This is a genomic window from Cellulosimicrobium sp. 22598, assembly GCF_052044445.1.
Classification (GTDB): Bacteria; Actinomycetota; Actinomycetes; order Actinomycetales; family Cellulomonadaceae; genus Cellulosimicrobium; species Cellulosimicrobium cellulans_G.
Genome location: NZ_JBQEMZ010000002.1, coordinates 389766 through 408234 on the forward strand (window position 1 = coordinate 389766; position 18469 = coordinate 408234).

At 74.5% G+C, this 18469-nt stretch carries 16 protein-coding genes; 6 read left to right on the forward strand and 10 right to left on the reverse strand.

Annotated elements, in window-relative coordinates; translation table 11 throughout:
- Positions 1 to 80: 80 nt before the first annotated feature.
- Positions 81 to 1940 carry a cation:proton antiporter gene (locus ACTJIY_RS04250; RefSeq protein WP_440673224.1) on the reverse strand — a complete coding sequence of 620 codons (1860 nt, stop codon included), beginning with the start codon at positions 1938 to 1940 and terminating at the stop codon, positions 81 to 83.
- Positions 1941 to 2185: 245 nt separating this feature from the next.
- Between ACTJIY_RS04250 and ACTJIY_RS04255 the strand changes: the two genes are divergently transcribed.
- Positions 2186 to 3559: a sensor histidine kinase gene (locus tag ACTJIY_RS04255; protein ID WP_440673223.1), complete on the forward strand. Its 1374-nt coding sequence runs from the start codon at positions 2186 to 2188 to the stop codon at positions 3557 to 3559.
- A 77-nt stretch (positions 3560 to 3636) separates the two neighbouring features.
- Entirely contained in the window at positions 3637 to 4275 is a 639-nt protein-coding gene (locus ACTJIY_RS04260) for a response regulator (RefSeq protein ID WP_440673222.1), read from the forward strand.
- Here ACTJIY_RS04260 and ACTJIY_RS04265 read toward each other — a convergent pair.
- Positions 4251 to 5012 carry a DUF2306 domain-containing protein gene (locus ACTJIY_RS04265; protein WP_440673221.1) on the reverse strand — a complete coding sequence of 254 codons (762 nt, stop codon included), beginning with the start codon at positions 5010 to 5012 and terminating at the stop codon, positions 4251 to 4253. The two genes, ACTJIY_RS04260 and ACTJIY_RS04265, sit on opposite strands and share 25 nt — an antisense overlap.
- Positions 5013 to 5268: 256 nt before the next feature.
- Between ACTJIY_RS04265 and ACTJIY_RS04270 the strand changes: the two genes are divergently transcribed.
- Entirely contained in the window at positions 5269 to 5784 is a 516-nt protein-coding gene (locus ACTJIY_RS04270) for a mycothiol transferase (RefSeq protein WP_264030947.1), read from the forward strand.
- A 39-nt stretch (positions 5785 to 5823) separates the two neighbouring features.
- Here ACTJIY_RS04270 and ACTJIY_RS04275 read toward each other — a convergent pair whose 3' ends face one another.
- From ACTJIY_RS04275 to ACTJIY_RS04310, 8 genes are all read right to left on the reverse strand, one after another.
- Entirely contained in the window at positions 5824 to 6879 is a 1056-nt protein-coding gene (locus ACTJIY_RS04275; protein WP_440673220.1) for a PDDEXK nuclease domain-containing protein, read from the reverse strand.
- 97 nt (positions 6880 to 6976) lie between these two features.
- Positions 6977 to 7693, reverse strand: a complete 717-nt coding sequence (locus ACTJIY_RS04280; protein WP_253051731.1) for an N-acetylmannosamine-6-phosphate 2-epimerase — start codon at positions 7691 to 7693, stop codon at positions 6977 to 6979.
- Positions 7690 to 8763 carry an ROK family protein gene (locus ACTJIY_RS04285; protein ID WP_440673219.1) on the reverse strand — a complete coding sequence of 358 codons (1074 nt, stop codon included), beginning with the start codon at positions 8761 to 8763 and terminating at the stop codon, positions 7690 to 7692. The genes ACTJIY_RS04280 and ACTJIY_RS04285 overlap by 4 nt, the downstream gene beginning before the upstream one ends.
- Complete coding sequence (locus ACTJIY_RS04290; protein ID WP_353707043.1) at positions 8756 to 9682, reverse strand: dihydrodipicolinate synthase family protein; 927 nt, start codon at positions 9680 to 9682, stop codon at positions 8756 to 8758. The genes ACTJIY_RS04285 and ACTJIY_RS04290 overlap by 8 nt, the downstream gene beginning before the upstream one ends.
- A gap of 71 nt (positions 9683 to 9753) precedes the next feature.
- Complete coding sequence (locus tag ACTJIY_RS04295) at positions 9754 to 10596, reverse strand: ABC transporter ATP-binding protein (RefSeq protein WP_353707042.1); 843 nt, start codon at positions 10594 to 10596, stop codon at positions 9754 to 9756.
- Positions 10593 to 12692 (reverse strand): dipeptide/oligopeptide/nickel ABC transporter permease/ATP-binding protein, encoded by a 2100-nt coding sequence (locus tag ACTJIY_RS04300; protein WP_440673218.1) that lies wholly within the window; start codon positions 12690 to 12692, stop codon positions 10593 to 10595. Before ACTJIY_RS04300 ends, ACTJIY_RS04295 begins: the two co-directional genes overlap by 4 nt.
- A gap of 1 nt (position 12693) precedes the next feature.
- Positions 12694 to 13650 carry an ABC transporter permease gene (locus ACTJIY_RS04305; protein WP_064316380.1) on the reverse strand — a complete coding sequence of 319 codons (957 nt, stop codon included), beginning with the start codon at positions 13648 to 13650 and terminating at the stop codon, positions 12694 to 12696.
- A 150-nt stretch (positions 13651 to 13800) separates the two neighbouring features.
- Positions 13801 to 15402, reverse strand: coding sequence for an ABC transporter substrate-binding protein (locus tag ACTJIY_RS04310; RefSeq protein ID WP_440673217.1), 1602 nt, complete (start codon positions 15400 to 15402; stop codon positions 13801 to 13803).
- A gap of 100 nt (positions 15403 to 15502) precedes the next feature.
- Here ACTJIY_RS04310 and ACTJIY_RS04315 point away from each other — a divergent pair, with 100 nt between their 5' ends.
- The 3 genes from ACTJIY_RS04315 to ACTJIY_RS04325 are packed head-to-tail and all read left to right on the forward strand — an operon-like array spanning position 15503 to position 18395.
- Positions 15503 to 16258 carry a FadR/GntR family transcriptional regulator gene (locus tag ACTJIY_RS04315; RefSeq protein ID WP_253051725.1) on the forward strand — a complete coding sequence of 252 codons (756 nt, stop codon included), beginning with the start codon at positions 15503 to 15505 and terminating at the stop codon, positions 16256 to 16258.
- Positions 16255 to 17316: a Gfo/Idh/MocA family protein gene (locus tag ACTJIY_RS04320; protein ID WP_440673216.1), complete on the forward strand. Its 1062-nt coding sequence runs from the start codon at positions 16255 to 16257 to the stop codon at positions 17314 to 17316. Before ACTJIY_RS04315 ends, ACTJIY_RS04320 begins: the two co-directional genes overlap by 4 nt.
- Complete coding sequence (locus tag ACTJIY_RS04325; RefSeq protein ID WP_440673215.1) at positions 17313 to 18395, forward strand: Gfo/Idh/MocA family protein; 1083 nt, start codon at positions 17313 to 17315, stop codon at positions 18393 to 18395. Before ACTJIY_RS04320 ends, ACTJIY_RS04325 begins: the two co-directional genes overlap by 4 nt.
- The last annotated feature ends 74 nt before the right edge of the window (positions 18396 to 18469 follow it).

An 18469-nucleotide genomic window follows, 5' to 3' on the forward strand; every position in this document is an offset into this window, starting at 1 on the left:
CGGTACCCGCACCGTAGAAAGGCGCGAGCCCGAGATCGAGGCTCTCGTTCCGCAGGACGGAACGCGCCCTGCTGGGCCGGTCAGTCGTCGTCGCCCGGGACGTAGGGTCCGCGGCGCAGCTCGAGGTCGATCTGCTCGGCGTCCAGCAGGTCGAGCGCGTGCCGCAGGGCCTGCGAGCTGTACGCGCCGGAGGTCCGTGCGTCGAGCAGCGCCACCCGCTGCGCGGCGATGGCGCGCAGGCGCAGCTCCTTGTACTGGGCGAAGAGGTCGGCCGACGTCGCGGCGTCGGTGTCGCGGTTCTCCAGCTCGCGCACGACGTCGCGCCGCACGCGGGCGACGACGTCGCCGTCGTACGTGGTGCCGTCGTCGCGGCGCAGGTCGGGCGCGTCGATGACGGCCACGGCCGCGGCGTCGAGCTCGGCGCGGACGGCGCCGCGGTCCTCGTCGGCGCGGGTCGACCCGCCTGCCAGCCCCAGGCGGCGCACGACCCACGGCAGCGTCCCGCCCTGGACGACGAGCGTGCCCGCGGCGACGCCGAACGCGACGAGCACGAGGAACGAGCGCTGCGGCGTGTCGGTGGGCAGGGTCTGTGCCGCGGCCAGCGTCACCACGCCGCGCATGCCGGCCCAGACGAGGAGTGTGCCCTCGCGCCACCCGAGCGGCTCGGCCGTGAGGTAGTCGATGTCGGCCGCGCGGCGGCGCAACGACGTGCGGATGCGCCCGACGCGGGCCTGCGGGACCTCCTTCGGCCCGCCCGTCCGGGGGGCGCCGCCGCGGTGGCGCCCCGAGGGCTCGTACGTCTCGAGGGGCGACTCGGCCGGACCGAACCGTGCGTCGATCTTCTCCTGCATGCCCTGGATCACGCCGCGCAGCGACTCTCCGCGGCGTGCCCTGCGCGCGAGGGACCGCAGGAGCGTCGCGACGTACGCCGACCGCACGACGAGGATGACGACCGCCGCGAGCGCCGCGATGCCGACGGCCCGCCACAGGCTCCCGTGCGCCTCCTGCACGTCGGTGACGAGGGCGAACAGCTCCAGGCCCATGAGGAGGAAGACCGTGCCCTCGAGGAGCAGCTCGACGGTGCGCCAGTTCGACTCCTCGGCGAGGCGGTGCTGCGGCCGCAGGTACTTGGCGGCGCCGTTGCCCGTGACGAGCCCGGCCGTCACGACCGCGACGAGGCCCGACGCGCCGAGCTCCTCGGTGGGCAGGTAGGCGATGAACGGCACGACGAACGAGACGGCGGTGCTCAGCGCCGGGTTGGCGAGCCGGCGCCGGACGGTGAGGCCGAGGAAGCCGACGAGGAACCCCACGATCACGGCGACGACGACGGCGAACACGAAGTCGCCCGCGACCGCCCACAGCGAGAACGCGGGGGCGACCCCGTCGCTGGCCACCGTGAGCGCGATGGCGGCGATCGCCGACCGCAGGAGCACGAGCGCGGAGGCGTCGTTGAGCAGGCTCTCGCCCTCGAGCAGCGTGACGACGCGCGGCGACGCCCCGAGCCGTTTGACGATCGACGTCGCGACGGCGTCCGTCGGGCTGACGATCGCGCCGAGCGCGAACCCGGCGGCGAGCGGGATGCCGGGGATCAGCCAGGTGAAGAGGTACCCGAGCAGCACCGTGCTGAGCAGGACGAGGACCACGGAGAGCCCGCTGATCGCCGTGAAGTCCCGCCGGAAGTCCATCGTCGGCAGCCCGACCGCCGCGGAGTACAGGAGCGGCGGCAGGATGCCCGCGAGGATCCACTCGGGCTCGAACTCGATCTCCGGCACCGCGGGGACGAAGCTCACCGCGACGCCCACCGCGACGAGGACCAGCGGCGCCGCCACCCCCGCCTTCGGCGCGAGGATGTTCACGCCGACGATCGCGACGACCGCGAGCGTGCCCACGACGATGAGCGAGAGGATCTGCTCCTCGGTGAGGCTGAACGGGAACTCCATCGGCACCTCCGGCTACCACGGCGCCACGCCCGGGTCGGCGCGCGGGGGGACGGGACAACGCTAACCGCCGGACCGCCGTCGGGCCGTGCGCCCGACGTCACCCCACTCCGTCGAACCCGGGGTCGCTCCTCACGGCGGGCCGATCATGGGGAGGGATCCAGGGTTCGGCACCCTGCGTATGGTCGACGGCGGGTCCTTCTCAGGACGGTGGCCGCCGCCGGGTCGGGCGCGCGAGGATCGGCGGCATGAACGCCGTCGCCGCTCGGCCGCAGGACGCTCCCGCCACGACCACCACGCCCGCCCCGTCGGACCGGTGGGTCCGGCTCCAGCCCTGGGCGCTGCCGGGGTTCCTCGCGCTCGTCGTGGGGATCTTCCTGCTCCTGACACCGACGTGGGGCTACTCCATGGGCCCCGCGCTCTGGCGGGACGTCCCGTGGCTGACGGGGGACGTGCTGCTCGGCGCGGGGCTGGTGCTCCCGCTGCTCGACCTGTGCGTGGTCGGTGGCGTGCTCGTCGCCCGGCGCTCCCCGGTGCTCGGCACGGCACTCACGACGCTCCCTTTCGCCACGGTCGTGTTCACGGGCGCGTTCGTGTGGGGGTGGTGGCTCGGGCTGCTGTGCGTCGCGGCCGTGGCCGCCGTCGACGGCTGGCGGCGCGCGCTCGCGCCGGCTCTGATCGCCGTCGGGATCGCGACGGCGTTCGTGTGGATCGGTCTGGTGGCTTTCCTCCCGGTGGGGCCCGTCTGGGCGGTCTCGACGGACATGCCGACTGAGGACGGCACGGTCACCCGCCTTCCCGAGACCGTCGAGCGGTCGATGAAGTCCCTCGTCTACGTGGTCTGGGTCGCGATCGTCGTCGCCGTCGCAGCGCTCCTGGGGACCCTGACACGGTGGCGGGCCGACGCCCGTCGTGCGGCCGTCGCGACGCGGCGCGCCGCCGAGGCGCAGGCGGTCACCGCGGAGCGGGCGCGCGTGGCGCACGACCTCCACGACGTCGTCGCGCACCACGTCTCGCTCGTCGCCGTGCGCGCGGAGTCGGCGCCGTACGTGCACCCGGGGCTCGACGACACCGCGCGCGCCGTGCTCGCCGACATCGCGACGGACGCGCGCGAGGCGCTCGGCGAGCTGCGCCAGGTGCTCGCGGTGCTCCAGCGCAGCGAGGACGCCGCGCCCGACCTGGCGCCCCAGCCGGGGGCGGGGGACGTCGTCGGGCTGGTCGAGGCGGCGCGGGCGGCAGGCCAGGACGTGACGCTCACGGGCGGGTTCGACGCCGTGCCCGCGGCCCCGGGCTACGCGCTCTACCGCGCGGCGCAGGAGGCGCTGACCAACGCGCGACGCCACGCGCCGGGGAAGCCGGTCGTGGTCGACGCGCGCGTCGTCGGCCGGGACGGGCACCGGACGGCGGTGCTGCGGGTGAGCAACTCGGTCGAGGGCGCGGCGCCGGGCGGGGTGGGCGGCACGGGGCGCGGCCTCGCCGGGATGCGCGAGCGGGTCGAGGCCCTGGGCGGGACGCTCTCGACCGGCGTGGGCGACGACGGAGCGACGTTCGTGGTCGAGGCCCGCATCCTGCTCGTCGGGATCGCGAGCCCCGCGGCGTCTGCGCCGGTGGCGAGCGCGTGAGCCCGCACGCGGGCCGGGTGGCCGGCGCAGGGTCCGCAGACGCCGCGGCCCCTGCGTCCCGACCGCTCCACGCCCCGGTGCGCGACGTCGTCGCGGACGACCAGCCCGTCGTCCGGCACGGGTTCGCCGCGATCCTCGACGCGGCGGACGGGTTGGAGGTCGTCGGGTCCGCGGGCGACGGGTACGAGCTCCTCGAGGTCGTCGCGCGGGTGGAGCCCCACGTCGCCGTCGTGGACGTGCGCATGCCCCGGCTCGACGGTCTCGCCGCGACGCGCGAGCTCGTGGCGCGGCACCCGGGCACGCGCGTCCTCGTGCTCACGACGTTCGACCTCGACGAGTACGTCTACGACGCGTTGCGCGCCGGCGCGAGCGGGTTCCTGCTCAAGGACGTGCCGGCGCCGCGCCTCGTGGAGGGGGTGCGGCTCGTCGCCGACGGCTCGATGCTGCTCGGACCGAACGTCACGCGCCGCCTCGTCGGTGACTTCGCGGCACGCTCCGCGACCCGCCCGTTCCCCGGCGTGGACGACCTCACGGCGCGCGAGCGGGAGGTCGTGCTCGCGGTCTCGCGCGGGCTGTCGAACGCCGAGATCGGGGCGGAGCTGTTCATCTCCGAGACGACCGTGAAGTCCCACGTCTCGGAGTCGCTGCGCAAGACCGGTTGCCGGGACCGCGTCCAGCTCGTCGTCGCGGCCTACGAGTCGGGGCTCGTGCGCTGAGCGGGCCGGCCCGACGACCTGACCGCCGTCGCGCCCCGGCGGGCACGCCGCCGCCTGACGATCAGCTCGGCGACGACGAGGTTGGGCACCCAGGAGAGGAAAGGCGCGAGCGCGTACGCGCGATCGAACGCGACCTCGGGGTCGACCGCGTCGCCGAGGGCGAGCGCCTGGGCGACGACAAGCGCCGTCGTCCACAGCCGCAGCGTCACGCCGGCATAGGTGAGCGCGAAGCTGCGCGTCATCCAGTCCTGGTGCGCGACGACGTCGCCGCCACGGACGGCGCGGAAGCCGCGCCACGTCGTCCACAGCCACAGGACGGCGAGCGCCCCGAAGCCGAGCGTCCCGACGAGCCCGGCCTGGTTGACGGGCACGAGGACGAGCCCGGCGACGCCGCCGACCGCGACCGCCGCGACGTAGACGCGACCCGTCCAGCGGTGCACGGCCGGGTGCCGGCGGCGCAGCCCCGCCCAGAGCTGGAACGGGGCGCACACGAGCGCGACCCCACCCGCGACCACGTGGGCGTAGAACGCGCCGAGCACGAACCCGGGCGCGCCGGCGTACGCGGCGGCGAGCCCGACGTCGTCGCGGGCCAGCGCGGGGAGGGACGCCGTGAGGTACGGCAGGACGGCGAACGCCGCGACGGCGAGCGACGTGAGCGTCAGCGTCGCGACGGCGGTGCGCGCGCCGGGGGCGCGGGGCACGACGGGCGCGGGGCGGACGCTCCGGGTGGCGGTCATGACGGCACCGAACCACGTCGGCTCGCCCCGGCGGATCCGGGAACGCCCTGGTCGTGGCCCTGACCCCTCCCTGAGCGGCACGCCGGAGCACCGCGGGTCCCCGCCCGACCGGATCGCGGACGCGCGCCGGCACGTCGAGCAGGGCGTACGGCGGGGACGGTCGTCGGCTCCTCGATCGGGGTGCCGTTCGGGTCGCGACCGGACGCGGGTCGTCGGAGGCTGCTGGGGACGGTGGCCGACGACGAGAGGGAGAGACGTGGACGCGCGCACGGTGCTGGAGGACCTGTTCGGCCGGATCGGACCGACGACGACCCGCGCCGTCGACGGGCTGGGGGAGGACGCGCTGACCGCGCGCGTCGACCCCGGCGCGAACACGATCGCCTGGCTGGCGTGGCACCTCGCCCGCGGCCAGGACGCGCAGGTCGCCGCCGCCGTCGGGCGGGAGCAGGTGTGGACGCGCGACGGCTGGGCACGCCGGTTCGACCTGCCGTTCGACGACCGCGCGACGGGGTACGGGCAGTCCGCCGCCGACGTCGGCCATGTGCGGGCGAGCGACGACCTCCTGCTCGGCTACGTGCACGCCGTCCAGGTCGAGTCCCACGACGTGCTCGCCGCGCTGACCGACGACGACCTCGACCGCGTCGTCGACGAGGCGTGGGACCCGCCCGTCACGCTCGGCGTCCGGCTCGTGAGCATCGCCGTGGACAGCCTCGAGCACGCTGGCCAGGCCGCCTACGTGCGCGGCGTCCTCGAGCGCACGGGTCGCGCCTGACGACACGCCCTCGTCGGCGCACGCCCGCGCGGGTCCCGTTCACGAGCGCTGCTCGAGCTCGTCCGCGACCACCGCCTGGAGCTCCGCCACGCTCGGCAGCGCCCCGCGCGCCTCGTCGGGCAACCCCTGGAGGTCCGCGACCGCGACGGGCGCGTTCGTGCTCGCCAGCGAGTAGCGGACGACGGCGCCGCTCCTGCCCGTGCAGAGCAGGATCCCGACGGTCGGGGCGTGGATCTCGTGCCGGCGGTACTGGTCGTCGACGATCGCGACGTAGGTACCGAGCTGACCGAGGTGGGCGGGCTCGAACTCCCCGACCTTCAGCTCGACGACGACGTAGCGCAGCTGCTCGACGTGGAAGAACAGCAGGTCGACGAAGAACTCGTCGACGGCGTCGCTCTCGTCGTCGGGGACGGTGAGCCGCACCTGCCGCCCGACGAACGCCATCCCGCGCCCGAGCTCGAGCATCGTGTCCTGGAGTCGGTCCATGAGCGCTTGCTCGACCTCGCGCTCGGCACGGGTCCGCACGAGGCCCAGGTGCTCGAAGACGTAGGGGTCCTTGACCATCGCCTGCGCGAGCTCCGAGTCCGCCGCGTCGAGCGCACCCGCGAAGTTCGTCGGCGCGGCGCCGAGAGCACGGCGCAGGTCCAGCTTGATGTGGTACTCGAGCATCCCGCGCGACCAGCCCTCGACCGCGGAGCGCTCGGCGTACCAGTCGCGGTCGTCGGTGGTCTTCAGACGACTCAGGAGCACCGTGACGTGGCCCCACGGAAGTTGTGCAACAGGCTGTTGCACAAATCCCGCGTCCGGCCACGTGAGCGCGAAAGTACGCATGTAGAGCAGGTTGCGACGCGACCAGCCGCGCTGGTCAGGGAACTCGCGCTGCAGGTCTGAAGCAAGTCGGTCGACGACCTTCGACCCCCAGCCCGCGGTGCGCTGGCGCTCGAGGATGTCGTGGCCGATCGACCAGTACAGCCGTAGCACCTCGGTGTTCGCGGCACGTGCGGCGTGGAACTGCGTCGCGCGCACGCGCGCCTTGAGGTCGGTCAGCAGCTCGGCGTACCCCGCCGGCTCGAGGTCGTCGTGCGGTGATGCCATGTCGTGTCCCCCTGACGGCTCGGCGCGCCCGCCCGGCGCGTCGCGCCCGAACGTAGGGCATCACGACTTTGCGCTGTCAAGGGGTCGTGCGGACGACTCAGTGGCGCGTCGGGATCGCCTCCGCGAACCAGGACGTGATCGTCGTGGGGTGGGTGATCGCCGTGCCGACGCACACGCTGAACGCACCCCGGGCCATCGCCTCGGCGGCCTGCGCAGGGCTGTGGACACGACCCTCGACGACGACGGGCAGCGAGCACGCCGCGACCACCTCGTCGACGAGCTCGAGGTCCGGTCCGGAGGTCTTCGGCCGCTCGCCCGTGTACCCGGCGAGCGTCGTGCCGAGCAGGTCCACGCCTGCGTCCTGCGCGGCGAGCGCGTCGTCGAGCGACCCGCAGTCCGCCATGACGAGCACGTCGGCCGTCTCCCGCAGGCCCGCCACGGTCTCGGCGAGCGTGAGCCCGTCGGGCCGGGGCCGGCGCGTGCCGTCGAGCGCGACGACGTGCGCCCCCGCGTCGGCCACGGCGCGGGCGTGCCGCAGCGTCGGGGTGATGAAGACGCCGCCGTCGCCGTCCTTCCACAGCCCGACGACGGGCACGTCCACCGCGGCGACGACCGCCGCGACGTCGTCCAGACCCTGCGCGCGCACCGCGGCCGCTCCCCCGGCGACGACGGCGCGCGCCATCTGGGCGGTCGTGCGCGGGTCGCGCAGAGGTTCGCCGGGGTAGGCCTGGCACGAGACGGTGAGTCGTCCACGCATCGCGCCGAGGACGCGCTCGCGCGTCCAGCGCGTCCGCGCCTCGTGGGGTCCGGTCATGCCGTCGTCCTCTCTCGGTGGATCGTCTCGGGCAGCCCGCCGAGTCCCGCCCCGTGCTCGTCGTCGGACGGGCCGACGAGGCTCCACGCTCCGCGCGCCGCCCCGACGATCGCCGCCGCGTTGCCGAGCGTCGCGGGCCGCAACGGGAGGTCGGCGAGCACGTCGACGACCTCGGCGCGCAGCGCGTCCTCCAGCGCCGACCACCACAGGTCGCCCGCGCCCGCCAGACCGCCGCCGACCACGACGACCTCCGGGTCGAGCACGGTCACGACCCCGGCGACCGCACGGCCCACGGCCCGCGCCGCGTCCCGCACCACCGACGCGGCGAGCTCGTCGCCGGCCTCCGCGCGCGCGACGACGTCGCGCGTGTCCGGGCTCGCCGCGTCGCCGCCGAGCGCGAGGTAGCGACGGTGGATCGCCGGTCCCGCGCCGATCGCCTCGAGGTGGCCGGCCCGGCCGCACGGGCAGCGCAGGAGCTCCGCGCCGGGGACCGGCACGTGGCCCAGTTCCCCGGCGACGTGGTGCGCCCCGCGCAGGGGACGCCCGTCGAGCACGACGGCGCCCCCGACGCCCGTCCCGACCGCGACGAGCAGCGCGCTGCGCGCCCCGGCGGCCGCGCCGAGCCAGACCTCACCGGCGGCGTGCGCGTCGACGTCGTTCTCGACGAACACGGGCAGTGCGGTCCCGTCCCCGGGCGATCCCTCGGGCACGAGCACGGCGAGGTCGGCGAGCCGACGGCGCAGGCCGCCCGCGACGTCGGTCCCGGGCCACCCGGGCAGGGTGTCGGTGGCCGAGACGATCACACCGCGACCGACGTCCACCACTCCGGCCGTGCCGACCCCGAGCGCGCGGAGGCGCGCCGCGCCCGGCAGCGCGGCGACGACCTCGCGCACGACCCCGGCGACGGCGTCGAGCACCGCGTCGGGGCCGGCCGCGGCCGGGGTCGGCACGGCGAGCACGGGACCGAGGGTCCCGTCGGCCGCGACGGTCGCCGCGGCCGTCTTGGTGCCGCCGAGGTCGACGCCGACGACGACCGTCGGCGCGGCGGCGTCCGGGGTGGCGTCAGCCACGCAGGAGCCCCGCGGCGCGCGTGATCTCCTCGACGCGGTCGGCGACCTCGCCGTCCAGCGCCTCGACCGGGAACGCCATGGTGGCGGTGTCGATGAGGCCCTGGCGCTGCGCGGCGACCTTGAACGCCCCGACGCCCGCGGCGTCGCCCGAGCGGCCGCGCGCCTGGAACACGATCTCGAACAGCGCGGCGATGCGGTCCTGCTCCACCCGGGCATCGTCCCACTTCCCGGCCTGGGCGAGGTCCCACAGGCGCACGTAGCCGCCCGCGTCGACGTTCGCGAGACCGGGGACCACGCCGTCGGCGCCGAGGAGCAGCATCCCGTCGACGACGACCTCGTGCCCCGTGAACAGGGCGAGGGGCGAGCCGGCCGCCGCGTTGGCGGCGACGAGCCGGCGGAACGCGACGTCGTCCCCGGACGAGTCCTTCACGCCCGCGAGGACGCCCTCGGAGCCGAGGCGCACGAGCAGGTCGGCCGGGAGCTTGGTGCGCACGCGCACGGGGATGTCGTAGGCGAACACGGGGACGTCCACGGCGGCCGCGACGGCCCGCAGGTGGCGCTCGATCTCGTCGAGGTCGTTGAGCGCGTAGACGGGCGCGGTCGCGACGACCGCGTCCGCCCCGGCGGCCGCGAGCGCCTTCGCCTGCTCGACGACGCGCGGCGTCGTGAGGTCGATCGCGCCGCCCATGACGGGGACCCGGCCGGCGGCGGCGCGGACCACCGTGCGGACCACGAGGTCGCGCTGCGCGTCGGTGAGGTAGGCGACCTCGCCGGTCGACCCGAGCACGAAGACGCCGTGCACGCCCTCGGTGACGAGGTGGTCCACGAGACGCTCGAGCGACGCGACGTCGACCTCCCCGTCGGTCGTGAGGGGGGTGAGGACGGGCGGGACGATCCCGTGGAAGGTGGGGGTGGTCACGAGGAGCTCCGGTTCTGGGTTCAGCGGTGTTGCGGTCTGGGTGGTGCCCGGCGCGGGGCGCTTGGCAGCGCTCACAGGAGCGCCGGAGCCGCGGCGAGCAGGGTGCGGGTGTAGTCGTCCTGGGGGTCGTCGAGCACGCGCGCGGCGGGGCCGGACTCGACGATGCGGCCGCCCTGCATGACGACGATCTCGTCGGAGACGTGGCGCACCGTCTGGATGTCGTGCGAGATGAAGACCATCCCCAGGTCGAGCTCGGCCTTGAGGTCGGCGAGCAGGTTGAGGATCTGGGCCCGCACGGACACGTCCAGCGCGGACGTGGGCTCGTCGGCGACGATCACGTCCGGCGCGAGCGCGAGGGCGCGCGCGATGGCGACGCGCTGGCGCTGCCCGCCCGAGAGCTGGCCGGGCAGCGCGTCGAGCGCCGACTCCGGCAGCCCGACGAGGTGCACGAGCTCGCGGACGCGCGCCTCGCGCGACGCCGCGTCGCCCACGCGGTGCACGTCGAGCGGGTCCCGCAGGGCGTCCCGCACGCGCATGCGGGCGTTGAGCGCGGTGGCCGGGTCCTGGAAGACGACGGACACCACCCGCCCGACGTCGCGCCGCACGCGCGTCGTGTACGTGTCGACCGGCTGCCCGCGGAAGCGGATCTCGCCCGACGTCGGGGCCTGCAGCCCGACGAGCACCTTCGCCATGGTCGACTTGCCCGAGCCGGACTCGCCGACGATCCCGAGCGTGCTGCCGCGGCGGACCGCGACGCTGACGTCGTTCACGGCGTGCACCCGGTGGGCCTGGAAGAGCGTGCCCGTACGGGCCTTGAAGACGACGTGCACGCCGCGCAGCTCGACGACGGGGGTGTCGTGGTCGGTCGCGGCCCCCCGCTCCGCGGCGGTCGGGGTCTGGTCGGTGGCGCTCATCGCGTCCCTCCGGTGGTGATCGGGGCGTGGCCACCGCCCGCGACGGCGCCGACCGGCTCGTCCGGCGGCGTCGCGACGAGGTGCTGCCCGTCGGCGTCCACGGCGCGCAGCACGGGCCGCACGTCGAGACCGCGGTCGGGGCGCGACGAGCGCGGCGCGAACCGGTCGCCCGTCGGGAAGTCGCGCGGCGACGGGACGGTGCCGGGGATCTGGTGCAGGCGCGTGGAGCGCTGCTCGATCGAGAGCACCGCGCCGAGGAGGCCCTGCGTGTACTCGTGGCGGGGGTCGGTGAGCAGCTCGCTCGTCGGCGCCTGCTCGACGACCTGGCCCGCGTACATGACCGTGATGCGGTGCGCGATCTGCGCGACGAGCGCGAGGTCATGGCTGACGAACACCATCGCGAACCCGAGCTTGTGGCGCAGCTCGTCGAGCAGCGCGACGACCTGGGCCTGGACGGTGACGTCGAGCGCCGTCGTCGGCTCGTCCGCGATGACCAGCTTCGGGTCGCGCGTGAGGGCCATGGCGATGAGCACGCGCTGGCGCTGCCCGCCGGAGAGCTCGTGCGGGTAGCTCTTGAGCGTGCGCTGCGGGTCGAGGCCCACGAGCTCGAGGAGCTCCTCGGCCGTGCGCGTGCCGCCGCGGCGCGTGAGCTGCTTCATCTGCGACCGGATGAGCATCGACGGGTTGAGCGAGCTCAGCGCGTCCTGATAGATCATCGCGATCTCGGTGCCGCGCAGCGACGCACGCTCGCGGTTGCCCATCGCGAGCAGGTCCTTGCCCCCGTAGCGGATCTCGCCGCTGACCTGCGCCGACGGGTCCAGCAGGCCCATGACGGCGAGCGACGTGATCGACTTGCCGCAGCCGGACTCGCCGACCAGCGCCATCGTCTCGCCGGGCCGCACGGAGAACGACACGTCGTCGACGACCGCGACGTCCCCGTGGCGCGGGAAGCGGATGGACAGGTTGCGCACCTCGAGCAGGGGCTCGGCGTCGCCGTCGTACACGGGGCGGTCGGTCCGCGCCGCCTCGGCCGCGCGGAGCGTCGCGAGGCGTGCGGCGAGCGGGACCTCGCGGCCGACGTGCCGGACCTCCGGCTCGACGTCCTGCACGACCGGCTCCGACTCGGCGAGGCGGTCCTCGTCCGCGGTCTCGACCGGCTCGTCGGCGTCCATGGCCGTGAGCTCCGCGGCCACCGCGGCGTCGTCCGAGTCCGTCGCGACGGCCTTCGCCGGGGTGGCGCGGGTCGCGCGGGGGGCCGCGACCATCGCGTCGGTCATGCCCTCGGACAGGATGTTGAGGCACAGGACGGTGAGCATGATCGCCAGGCCGGGGAAGAACGTCGCCCACCAGTACCCGCCCATGACGAGGTCGCGGCCCGCGGCGATGATGTTGCCCCACGACGGCTCCGGGTCGGGCACGCCCGCCTGGATGAACGACAGGGACGCCTCGAAGACGATCGCGTCGGCGACGAGCACCGTGGTGAACACGAGCACGGGCGCCGCGCAGTTGCGCGCGACGTGCTTGGCGAGGATCCAGGCCGTGCGCGCGCCCATGACCCGCGTGGCCGCGACGTAGTCCTCGCCGTACTGGTCGAGGATGTTGGCCCGGACGACGCGCGTGAGCTGCGGCGTGTAGAGGAACGCGATCGTCAGCACGAGCACGGGCAGCGACCGGCCGAAGACGGAGACGAACACGGCCGCGAGCGCGATGCCGGGGAACGACATGATGATGTCGAGGACGCGCATGAGGGTCTCGGAGACGCTCTTGCGCGCGGTCGCCGCGACCGAGCCGAGCACGGCCGCCGCGGCGAGCGCGATGGCCGTCGCCCCGAGGCCGATGACGAGCGAGTACCGCGCGCCGTAGACCACGCGGGAGAAGATGTCGCGGCCCTGGCGGTCGGTGCCGAACCAGTTCTCCGCGCTGGGCGGCTGGACGGGCGTGCCGGTGGCGAGCGGGTCGTGGCTCGTGACGAGCGGCGCGAGGACGGCCGCGAGCGCCACGAGGAGCACGAACGCGAGGGAGATCGTGGACCCGAGGGGCAGCGCGCGCAGGCGCATCCCGGGGGTCGAGAGCCGTTCGGTGAGCTGTCGGCGCACGTCACACCGTCCTGATCCGCGGGTTGACGAGCACGTAGAGCATGTCGACCACGATGTTGATGAGCACGAAGGCGAGCGCCACGGTGAGGGTCACGCCCTGCACGAGGTTGGGCTCGTTGTTGGTGACGCCGTTGAGGATGAGCGTGCCCATGCCGGGCAGCGCGAAGATGATCTCGATGACGACGGCGCCGCCGATGAGGTAGCCGACGCGCAGGCCGAGCACCGTGATCGGCGTGATGAGCGCGTTGCGCAGCACGTTGCGCCCGACGACGACGTGCCGCGGGATGCCCGCGCCGATCGCGGTGCGGACGTAGTCCTTGTCGAGCTCCTCCACGACCGACGTGCGCACGACGCGCGTGAGCTGGCCGACGACGGGGATCGCGAGCGCGATCGCGGGCAGAGCCATGCGGGCGAGGTAGCCGCCGAGGTCCTCGGACGGGTCCGGCAACGGTCCGCTCGCGGGGAGCCACCCGGCCCCGAGCGTGACGACCTGGATGAGCAGCACGGCGAGCCAGAACGACGGCGTCGCGAGCGACGCGACGGACACGACGCGGATCGCCTTGTCCGGCCAGCGGTCGCGGTAGAGCGCCGCGAGGATGCCCATGACGAGGGCGAGCACCACGGCGATGACGAGGCCCATGAGCGTGAGCTGGAGCGTGATGGGCAGGGCGCGCGCGACCTCGTCGGCGACGGGCACCTGGCGTGCGCTGAACGTGCCGAGGTCGCCGTGCAGCAGGCCGCCGAGGAACGCGACGTACCGGACGAGGAGCGGGTCGTTCAGGCCGTTGGCCTCGCGGTACGCCTCGCGCGCCTCGACGGACGCGCCCTCGCCGAGGGCCTGGATCGCCGGGTCGACCTGCGAGAACGACATCACGAGGAACACGAGGAACGTGATGCCGAGGATCATGATCGGCAGCTGCAGGAGGCGGCGTCCGACGAGTCGCAGCAGTGCGCTCACGGTCGGCCTCCCGGTGCGTCGGGGGTGCGGTGCATGGTCTGTCCGTTCTGGGTGCCGGGCGGGTACCGGTCCCCTCGCCCCGAGGGGGACGGGCGAGGGGACCGGCGAGACGGCCGGAGCCGGTCGGCGCCGAGGGCTACGGGCCCGCGGCTACTTGACGAGGCCGGCGTCGAGGAACGACAGGCCGGTGATCGGCAGGGGCGAGAACCCGGAGAGCGTGGAGCCGTCCCACGCGGTCGGGAGCTGGCGGTGCAGCAGCGGGTAGAGCGGCACCTCGTCGGAGATCAGGTCGAACGCCTGGTTCCACAGCTCCTGCTGCTCGTCGCCGGACGTGCGCACGGCGGCGTCGAGGATCGTCTGGAGCTCGGCGAACTTCGGGTCGTCGTTCCAGCGGTAGCGCGACTGCGACCACACGTTGTCGCCGTACCACCAGCGCATGAGCAGGTCGGGGTCGTTGCCGAACACCGACGGGTCGCCCGGCGCGACCATGACCTGCAGGTCGCCGTTGTCGACCTTGGTGTACTGGCCGCCGGACTGGCCGATGTCGAGCGTCGTGTCGACGCCGATCGCGTCGAGGTTCTCCTTGATGAGCGGGGCGATGTCCGCGACCCAGCCGGTGTCGGTCGTCATGAGGGTGATCGACAGGTCGCTCACCCCGGCCTCGGCGAGCAGCGCCTTGGCCTTGTCCGGGTCGTAGGAGTAGACCGTGGACGCCTCGTGGAAGTTGGGGTGGCTCTGCGGGAGGAAGCTCGTGGCCGCCGCGCCGTTGCCGAGCAGGCCGTTGTCGATGATCTTGTCCATGTCGAGCGCGTAGAAGAACGCCTGGCGCACGCGGACGTCGTCGAACGGGGGCAGGTCCGTGTTGAACATCATGAAGAGCGTGCCGAACGACTGGACGGACTCGACGTCCACGGTGCCCTCGAGCGTCGGGACGTCGATGTAGGGGACGTCCTCGATCGCGCTGACGGTGCCGGAGCTCATCGCGGTGACGCGTGCGGCGGGGTCGGAGAGCAGGTTCCACACGAGGCCGGCGGCCAGCGCGGGGCGGGTGCCGGTGTAGCCGTCGAAGCGCTCGAACGTGATCTTGTCGTCGGGCGTGGCCTGGCTCATCTTGAACGGTCCGGTGCCGACGGGCAGCGCGTTGAACGCCTCGTAGTCGGACTCGACGAGGGCCTTCGGGACGATCTTGACGACCGAGAGGCGCTCGGGCACGAGGCTGAAGGGGTACTTGAGGTTGATCGAGACCGTGTCGTCGTCGACGGGGGTGACGGACTCGAGGAAGTCGATGAAGCCGGCGTAGAGCGACTCGTTGGCCGGGTCGAGCACGCGGTCGAAGCTGTAGACGACGTCGTCGACGGTGACGGGCGTGCCGTCGTGGAAGACCGCGCCCTCGCGGAGGTCCACCTCGTAGTGCGTCTCGTCGACCGGGGCGGGGAGGTCGGTGCCGAGCGCGGGGTAGACCTCGCGCGTCGCGGGGTCGAGCTCGGTGAGTCCCTCGAACACGTGCCAGTTGGCCGCTACTGTCACGGCACCGGTGGTGATCATCGGGTCGAAGCCACCGGAGAGGGAGTACGAGATGCCCGCCTCGATCACGGCGTCGGGGTCGATCTCGCCCTGGGCGGCGCTGCCCTCGGTCGGTTCGTCCTGCGCAGCGCCCCCACCGGAGCACGCCGCGAGGCCGAGCGCGAGCACGACGCCCGCGGCGACCGCAGCGACTCCCCTGCGGGGAGGTGAGCTGACGTGAAGCTTCATTGGTTCTCCTGACATGAGACCGACATCGTTCCGGAGAGAAGATGTCTGATGTCTGACGTTGTGTAGCATGACACTAGGACCAGAAACCGAAGGGGTCAAGATGGCGACACCACGGCGCAGGAGCTTCAGCACGCTCGACGCGTCCCGCGACGGCGGACCCGGCGCGACCGCTCCCCGGCGCACCACCACCGCCGACCGGATCAAGGACTTCATCCTCGGCGAGGGGCTGCGCCCCGGGGACCCGCTGCCGACCGAGGCGGAGCTCTGCGAGCACCTGGGCGTGTCCAGGTCGAGCGTGCGCGAGGCGATCCGCACCCTGTCGACGCTCGACATCGTCGAGGTCCGGCACGGGCACGGCACGTTCGTCGGCAACATGTCCCTGGACGCGCTCGTCGAGGCGCTCGTGTTCCGCGGGGTGCTCTCCCCCGGCGACGACCTGCGGGCGCTGCGCGACGTCGTCGAGATCCGCCAGGCGCTCGACCTCGCCATGGCGGACGTCATCGTCGCCAGCCTGGCCGGGACCTCGAACCCCGAGCTGCACGCCCTCGTGGACGAGATGGTGGCCGCCGCGGCCGACGGGCTGAGCTTCCCCAAGCAGGACCGCGCGTTCCACACGGGCCTGCTCGCGCGCCTCGACAACTCGCTCGTCGGCCAGCTCGTCGCCGCGTTCTGGGACGTCCACACCGCCGTGGTGCCCAAGCTCGGCATCTCCGTCGCGGCCGACCTCGACCAGACCGCCCGCGCGCACGGCGAGATGCTCGACGCCGCCGAGGCCGGCGACGTCGAGGCGTTCCGCGCCGCGGTCGTCTCGCACTACGAGCCGATCGACCGCGCGCTCGGGGTGACCACGGCGTGAGACCCGCACCCGCCCGTGCCCAGGCGCCCGCACGCCCGCCCGTCGGCGTCGCCGTCGTCGGCATCGGCGCGTTCGCGCGCGAGCACGTCGCCGCGCTCGCCGGGCTGCCCCGCGCGGACGTGCGGTGGGTCGTGGGGCACGACCTCGCGCGGGCCCGGGCGCTCGCCGCGCTCGTGCCCGGCGCCCGCGCCACGACGTCCCTCGACGAGGCGCTCGACGACGACGCCGTCCACGCGGTCGACGTCGTCACCGCGACACCCGCCCACGCGCGCGACACGGTCGCGGCCGGCGAGGCGGGCAAGCACGTCCAGGTCGAGAAGCCGGCGGCGCTGTCGCTGCCCGACCTCGACGCCATGGTCGCGGCGACCGAGGGCCGGGGCACGACGCTCGTCGTCGGGCAGACCGTGCGCTTCCAGCCTGCCGTGACGGCGCTCGCCGCCGCGGCCCGCCGGGGCGAGATCGGCACCCCGCGGCTCGCGCACGTCTCCTGGTACACGGGGCACGCGTGGCCCGCCGGGTGGCGCGGCTGGCAGCTCGACCCCGAGCTGTCGGGCGGTCACCCCGTGCACAACGGCACCCACATCATGGACCTCGCGACGTGGCTGCTCGACGACGAGCCGGTCGAGGTCTTCGCGCGCGGCTTCCGCACGTTCTCGCCCGAGATGGAGTCGCCCGACTCGTTCCACGTGCAGCTCCGCACGGCGTCGGGCGCGCTCGCCACGCTCGAGCTCTGCTACGCGCTGCGCCGCCGCGGCGAGCTCGTGCGCCGGGTCGTGCTCGTGGGGACCGAGGGGACGCTCGCGCACTCGACCACCGAGGAGGACGGCCTGCACTCCGACGCCACGACCGCCCCGCCCGTCTCCGTCGAGGGCGCGCTGGGGATCCAGCTCGCGCACTGGCTCGACGTGGTGCACGGCGACGCGGCGCCCGTCGTCACGACGCCGCAGGTGCGCGCCGCGCTCGCGACCGCGCTCGCCGCGCAGCGCTCGCTCGTCTCCGGGCGACGCGAGCGCGTCGCCGACGTGCCCGGCTACGCGACCACGGGGGTGGCCGCATGAGCGCGACCCTGCGCGTCGCGTTCGCGTCGGCCGTGCGGCACGCGGCCGACTACCTGCGCATCCTCGCCGCCGACGACCGCGTCGAGATCGTCGGCGTCGTCGAGGAGGCGGACGCGCCCGGCTGGGTGCGCGACGACTCGCGCGCCGTCGCCGAGCGCGCCGGGGTGCCCTACGCCGAGGTCGCCGACGTGGCGGCGGTCGCGGAGGCCCTGGGCAGCGCGGTCGACCTCGTCGTCGTGTGCGCCGAGCCGACCCGGCACGCGCGCCTCGCCGCCGCGCTGCTGGAGGCGGGCCTCGACGTGCTCGTCGACAAGCCCGTCGCGACGACGCTCGCCGACGCCGACCGCCTCGTCGCCGTCGCCGCCCGCACGGGGCGCACGTGCGCCGTCGTGAACCGCACGCACGCGCCCGCGCTGCGCCGTCTGCGCGCGTGGGTCGACGCCGGCCACGTGGGCCTGCCGCGCCACCTGGACCTCGAGTTCTTCGCCTCCGGCGCGCACTTCGCGACGTCGGTCGAGCGCCCGGGCCTCGTCGTGGACCGCGCGCTCTCCGGGGGCGGCGAGCTGCTGAACTTCCTCGGCTACTGCGCCGACGCGGCGCACCACCTCACCGGGCTCCGCACGGTCGAGGTGCACGCCTTCGCGGGGTCGCTCTTCCTGGAGCCGCACCGCGAGGCCGGGGTCGAGGACACGGCGGTCGTCACGCTCGAGCTGGAGCGCGGCGTGACCGCGACGATCACCCTCGGCCGCGTCCCGTTCGCGCCCGGCGGGACGCCCACCACGTCGTCGGTGCGGCTGCTCGGGTCGCACGGCCACGCCGTCGCGGACGACGACGCCCCCGCCGTCGCGCGGTTCGGCGCGGACGGTCGCACGACGGTCGCCGCCGACGCGGGCCAGGTCGCCGCGGCGGCGTACCTGCGGCACGTGGTCGGCGCGGTCCTCGCCGGGGAGCGGCCCGACTACGGGATCGAGGAGGCGCGCGCGTCGCTCGCCGTGATCGACGCGGCGTACCGCTCGGTCGAGTCGGGCGACGTGGTCGCGGTGGAGCACCGGACGGTGCCCGAGGAGGCGAGGGTCTGATGGAGGTCGTGATCGCTCCGGCGGAGCGGTTGGCGGTGCTGGCTGCGGACGCGATCGAGAAGGTGGTGCGGTCG

Excerpts from the sequence above, each read along its gene's own strand:
- ACTJIY_RS04250 (WP_440673224.1), bottom strand. The coding sequence starts at position 1,940 with ATGGAGTTCCCGTTCAGCCTCACCGAGGAGCAGATCCTCTCGCTCATC.
- ACTJIY_RS04255 (WP_440673223.1), top strand. The coding sequence starts at position 2,186 with ATGAACGCCGTCGCCGCTCGGCCGCAGGACGCTCCCGCCACGACCACC.
- ACTJIY_RS04265 (WP_440673221.1), bottom strand. The coding sequence starts at position 5,012 with ATGACCGCCACCCGGAGCGTCCGCCCCGCGCCCGTCGTGCCCCGCGCC.
- ACTJIY_RS04275 (WP_440673220.1), bottom strand. The coding sequence starts at position 6,879 with ATGGCATCACCGCACGACGACCTCGAGCCGGCGGGGTACGCCGAGCTG.
- ACTJIY_RS04280 (WP_253051731.1), bottom strand. The coding sequence starts at position 7,693 with ATGACCGGACCCCACGAGGCGCGGACGCGCTGGACGCGCGAGCGCGTC.
- ACTJIY_RS04295 (WP_353707042.1), bottom strand. The coding sequence starts at position 10,596 with ATGAGCGCCACCGACCAGACCCCGACCGCCGCGGAGCGGGGGGCCGCG.
- ACTJIY_RS04310 (WP_440673217.1), bottom strand. The coding sequence starts at position 15,402 with ATGAAGCTTCACGTCAGCTCACCTCCCCGCAGGGGAGTCGCTGCGGTC.
- ACTJIY_RS04315 (WP_253051725.1), top strand. The coding sequence starts at position 15,503 with ATGGCGACACCACGGCGCAGGAGCTTCAGCACGCTCGACGCGTCCCGC.
- ACTJIY_RS04325 (WP_440673215.1), top strand. The coding sequence starts at position 17,313 with ATGAGCGCGACCCTGCGCGTCGCGTTCGCGTCGGCCGTGCGGCACGCG.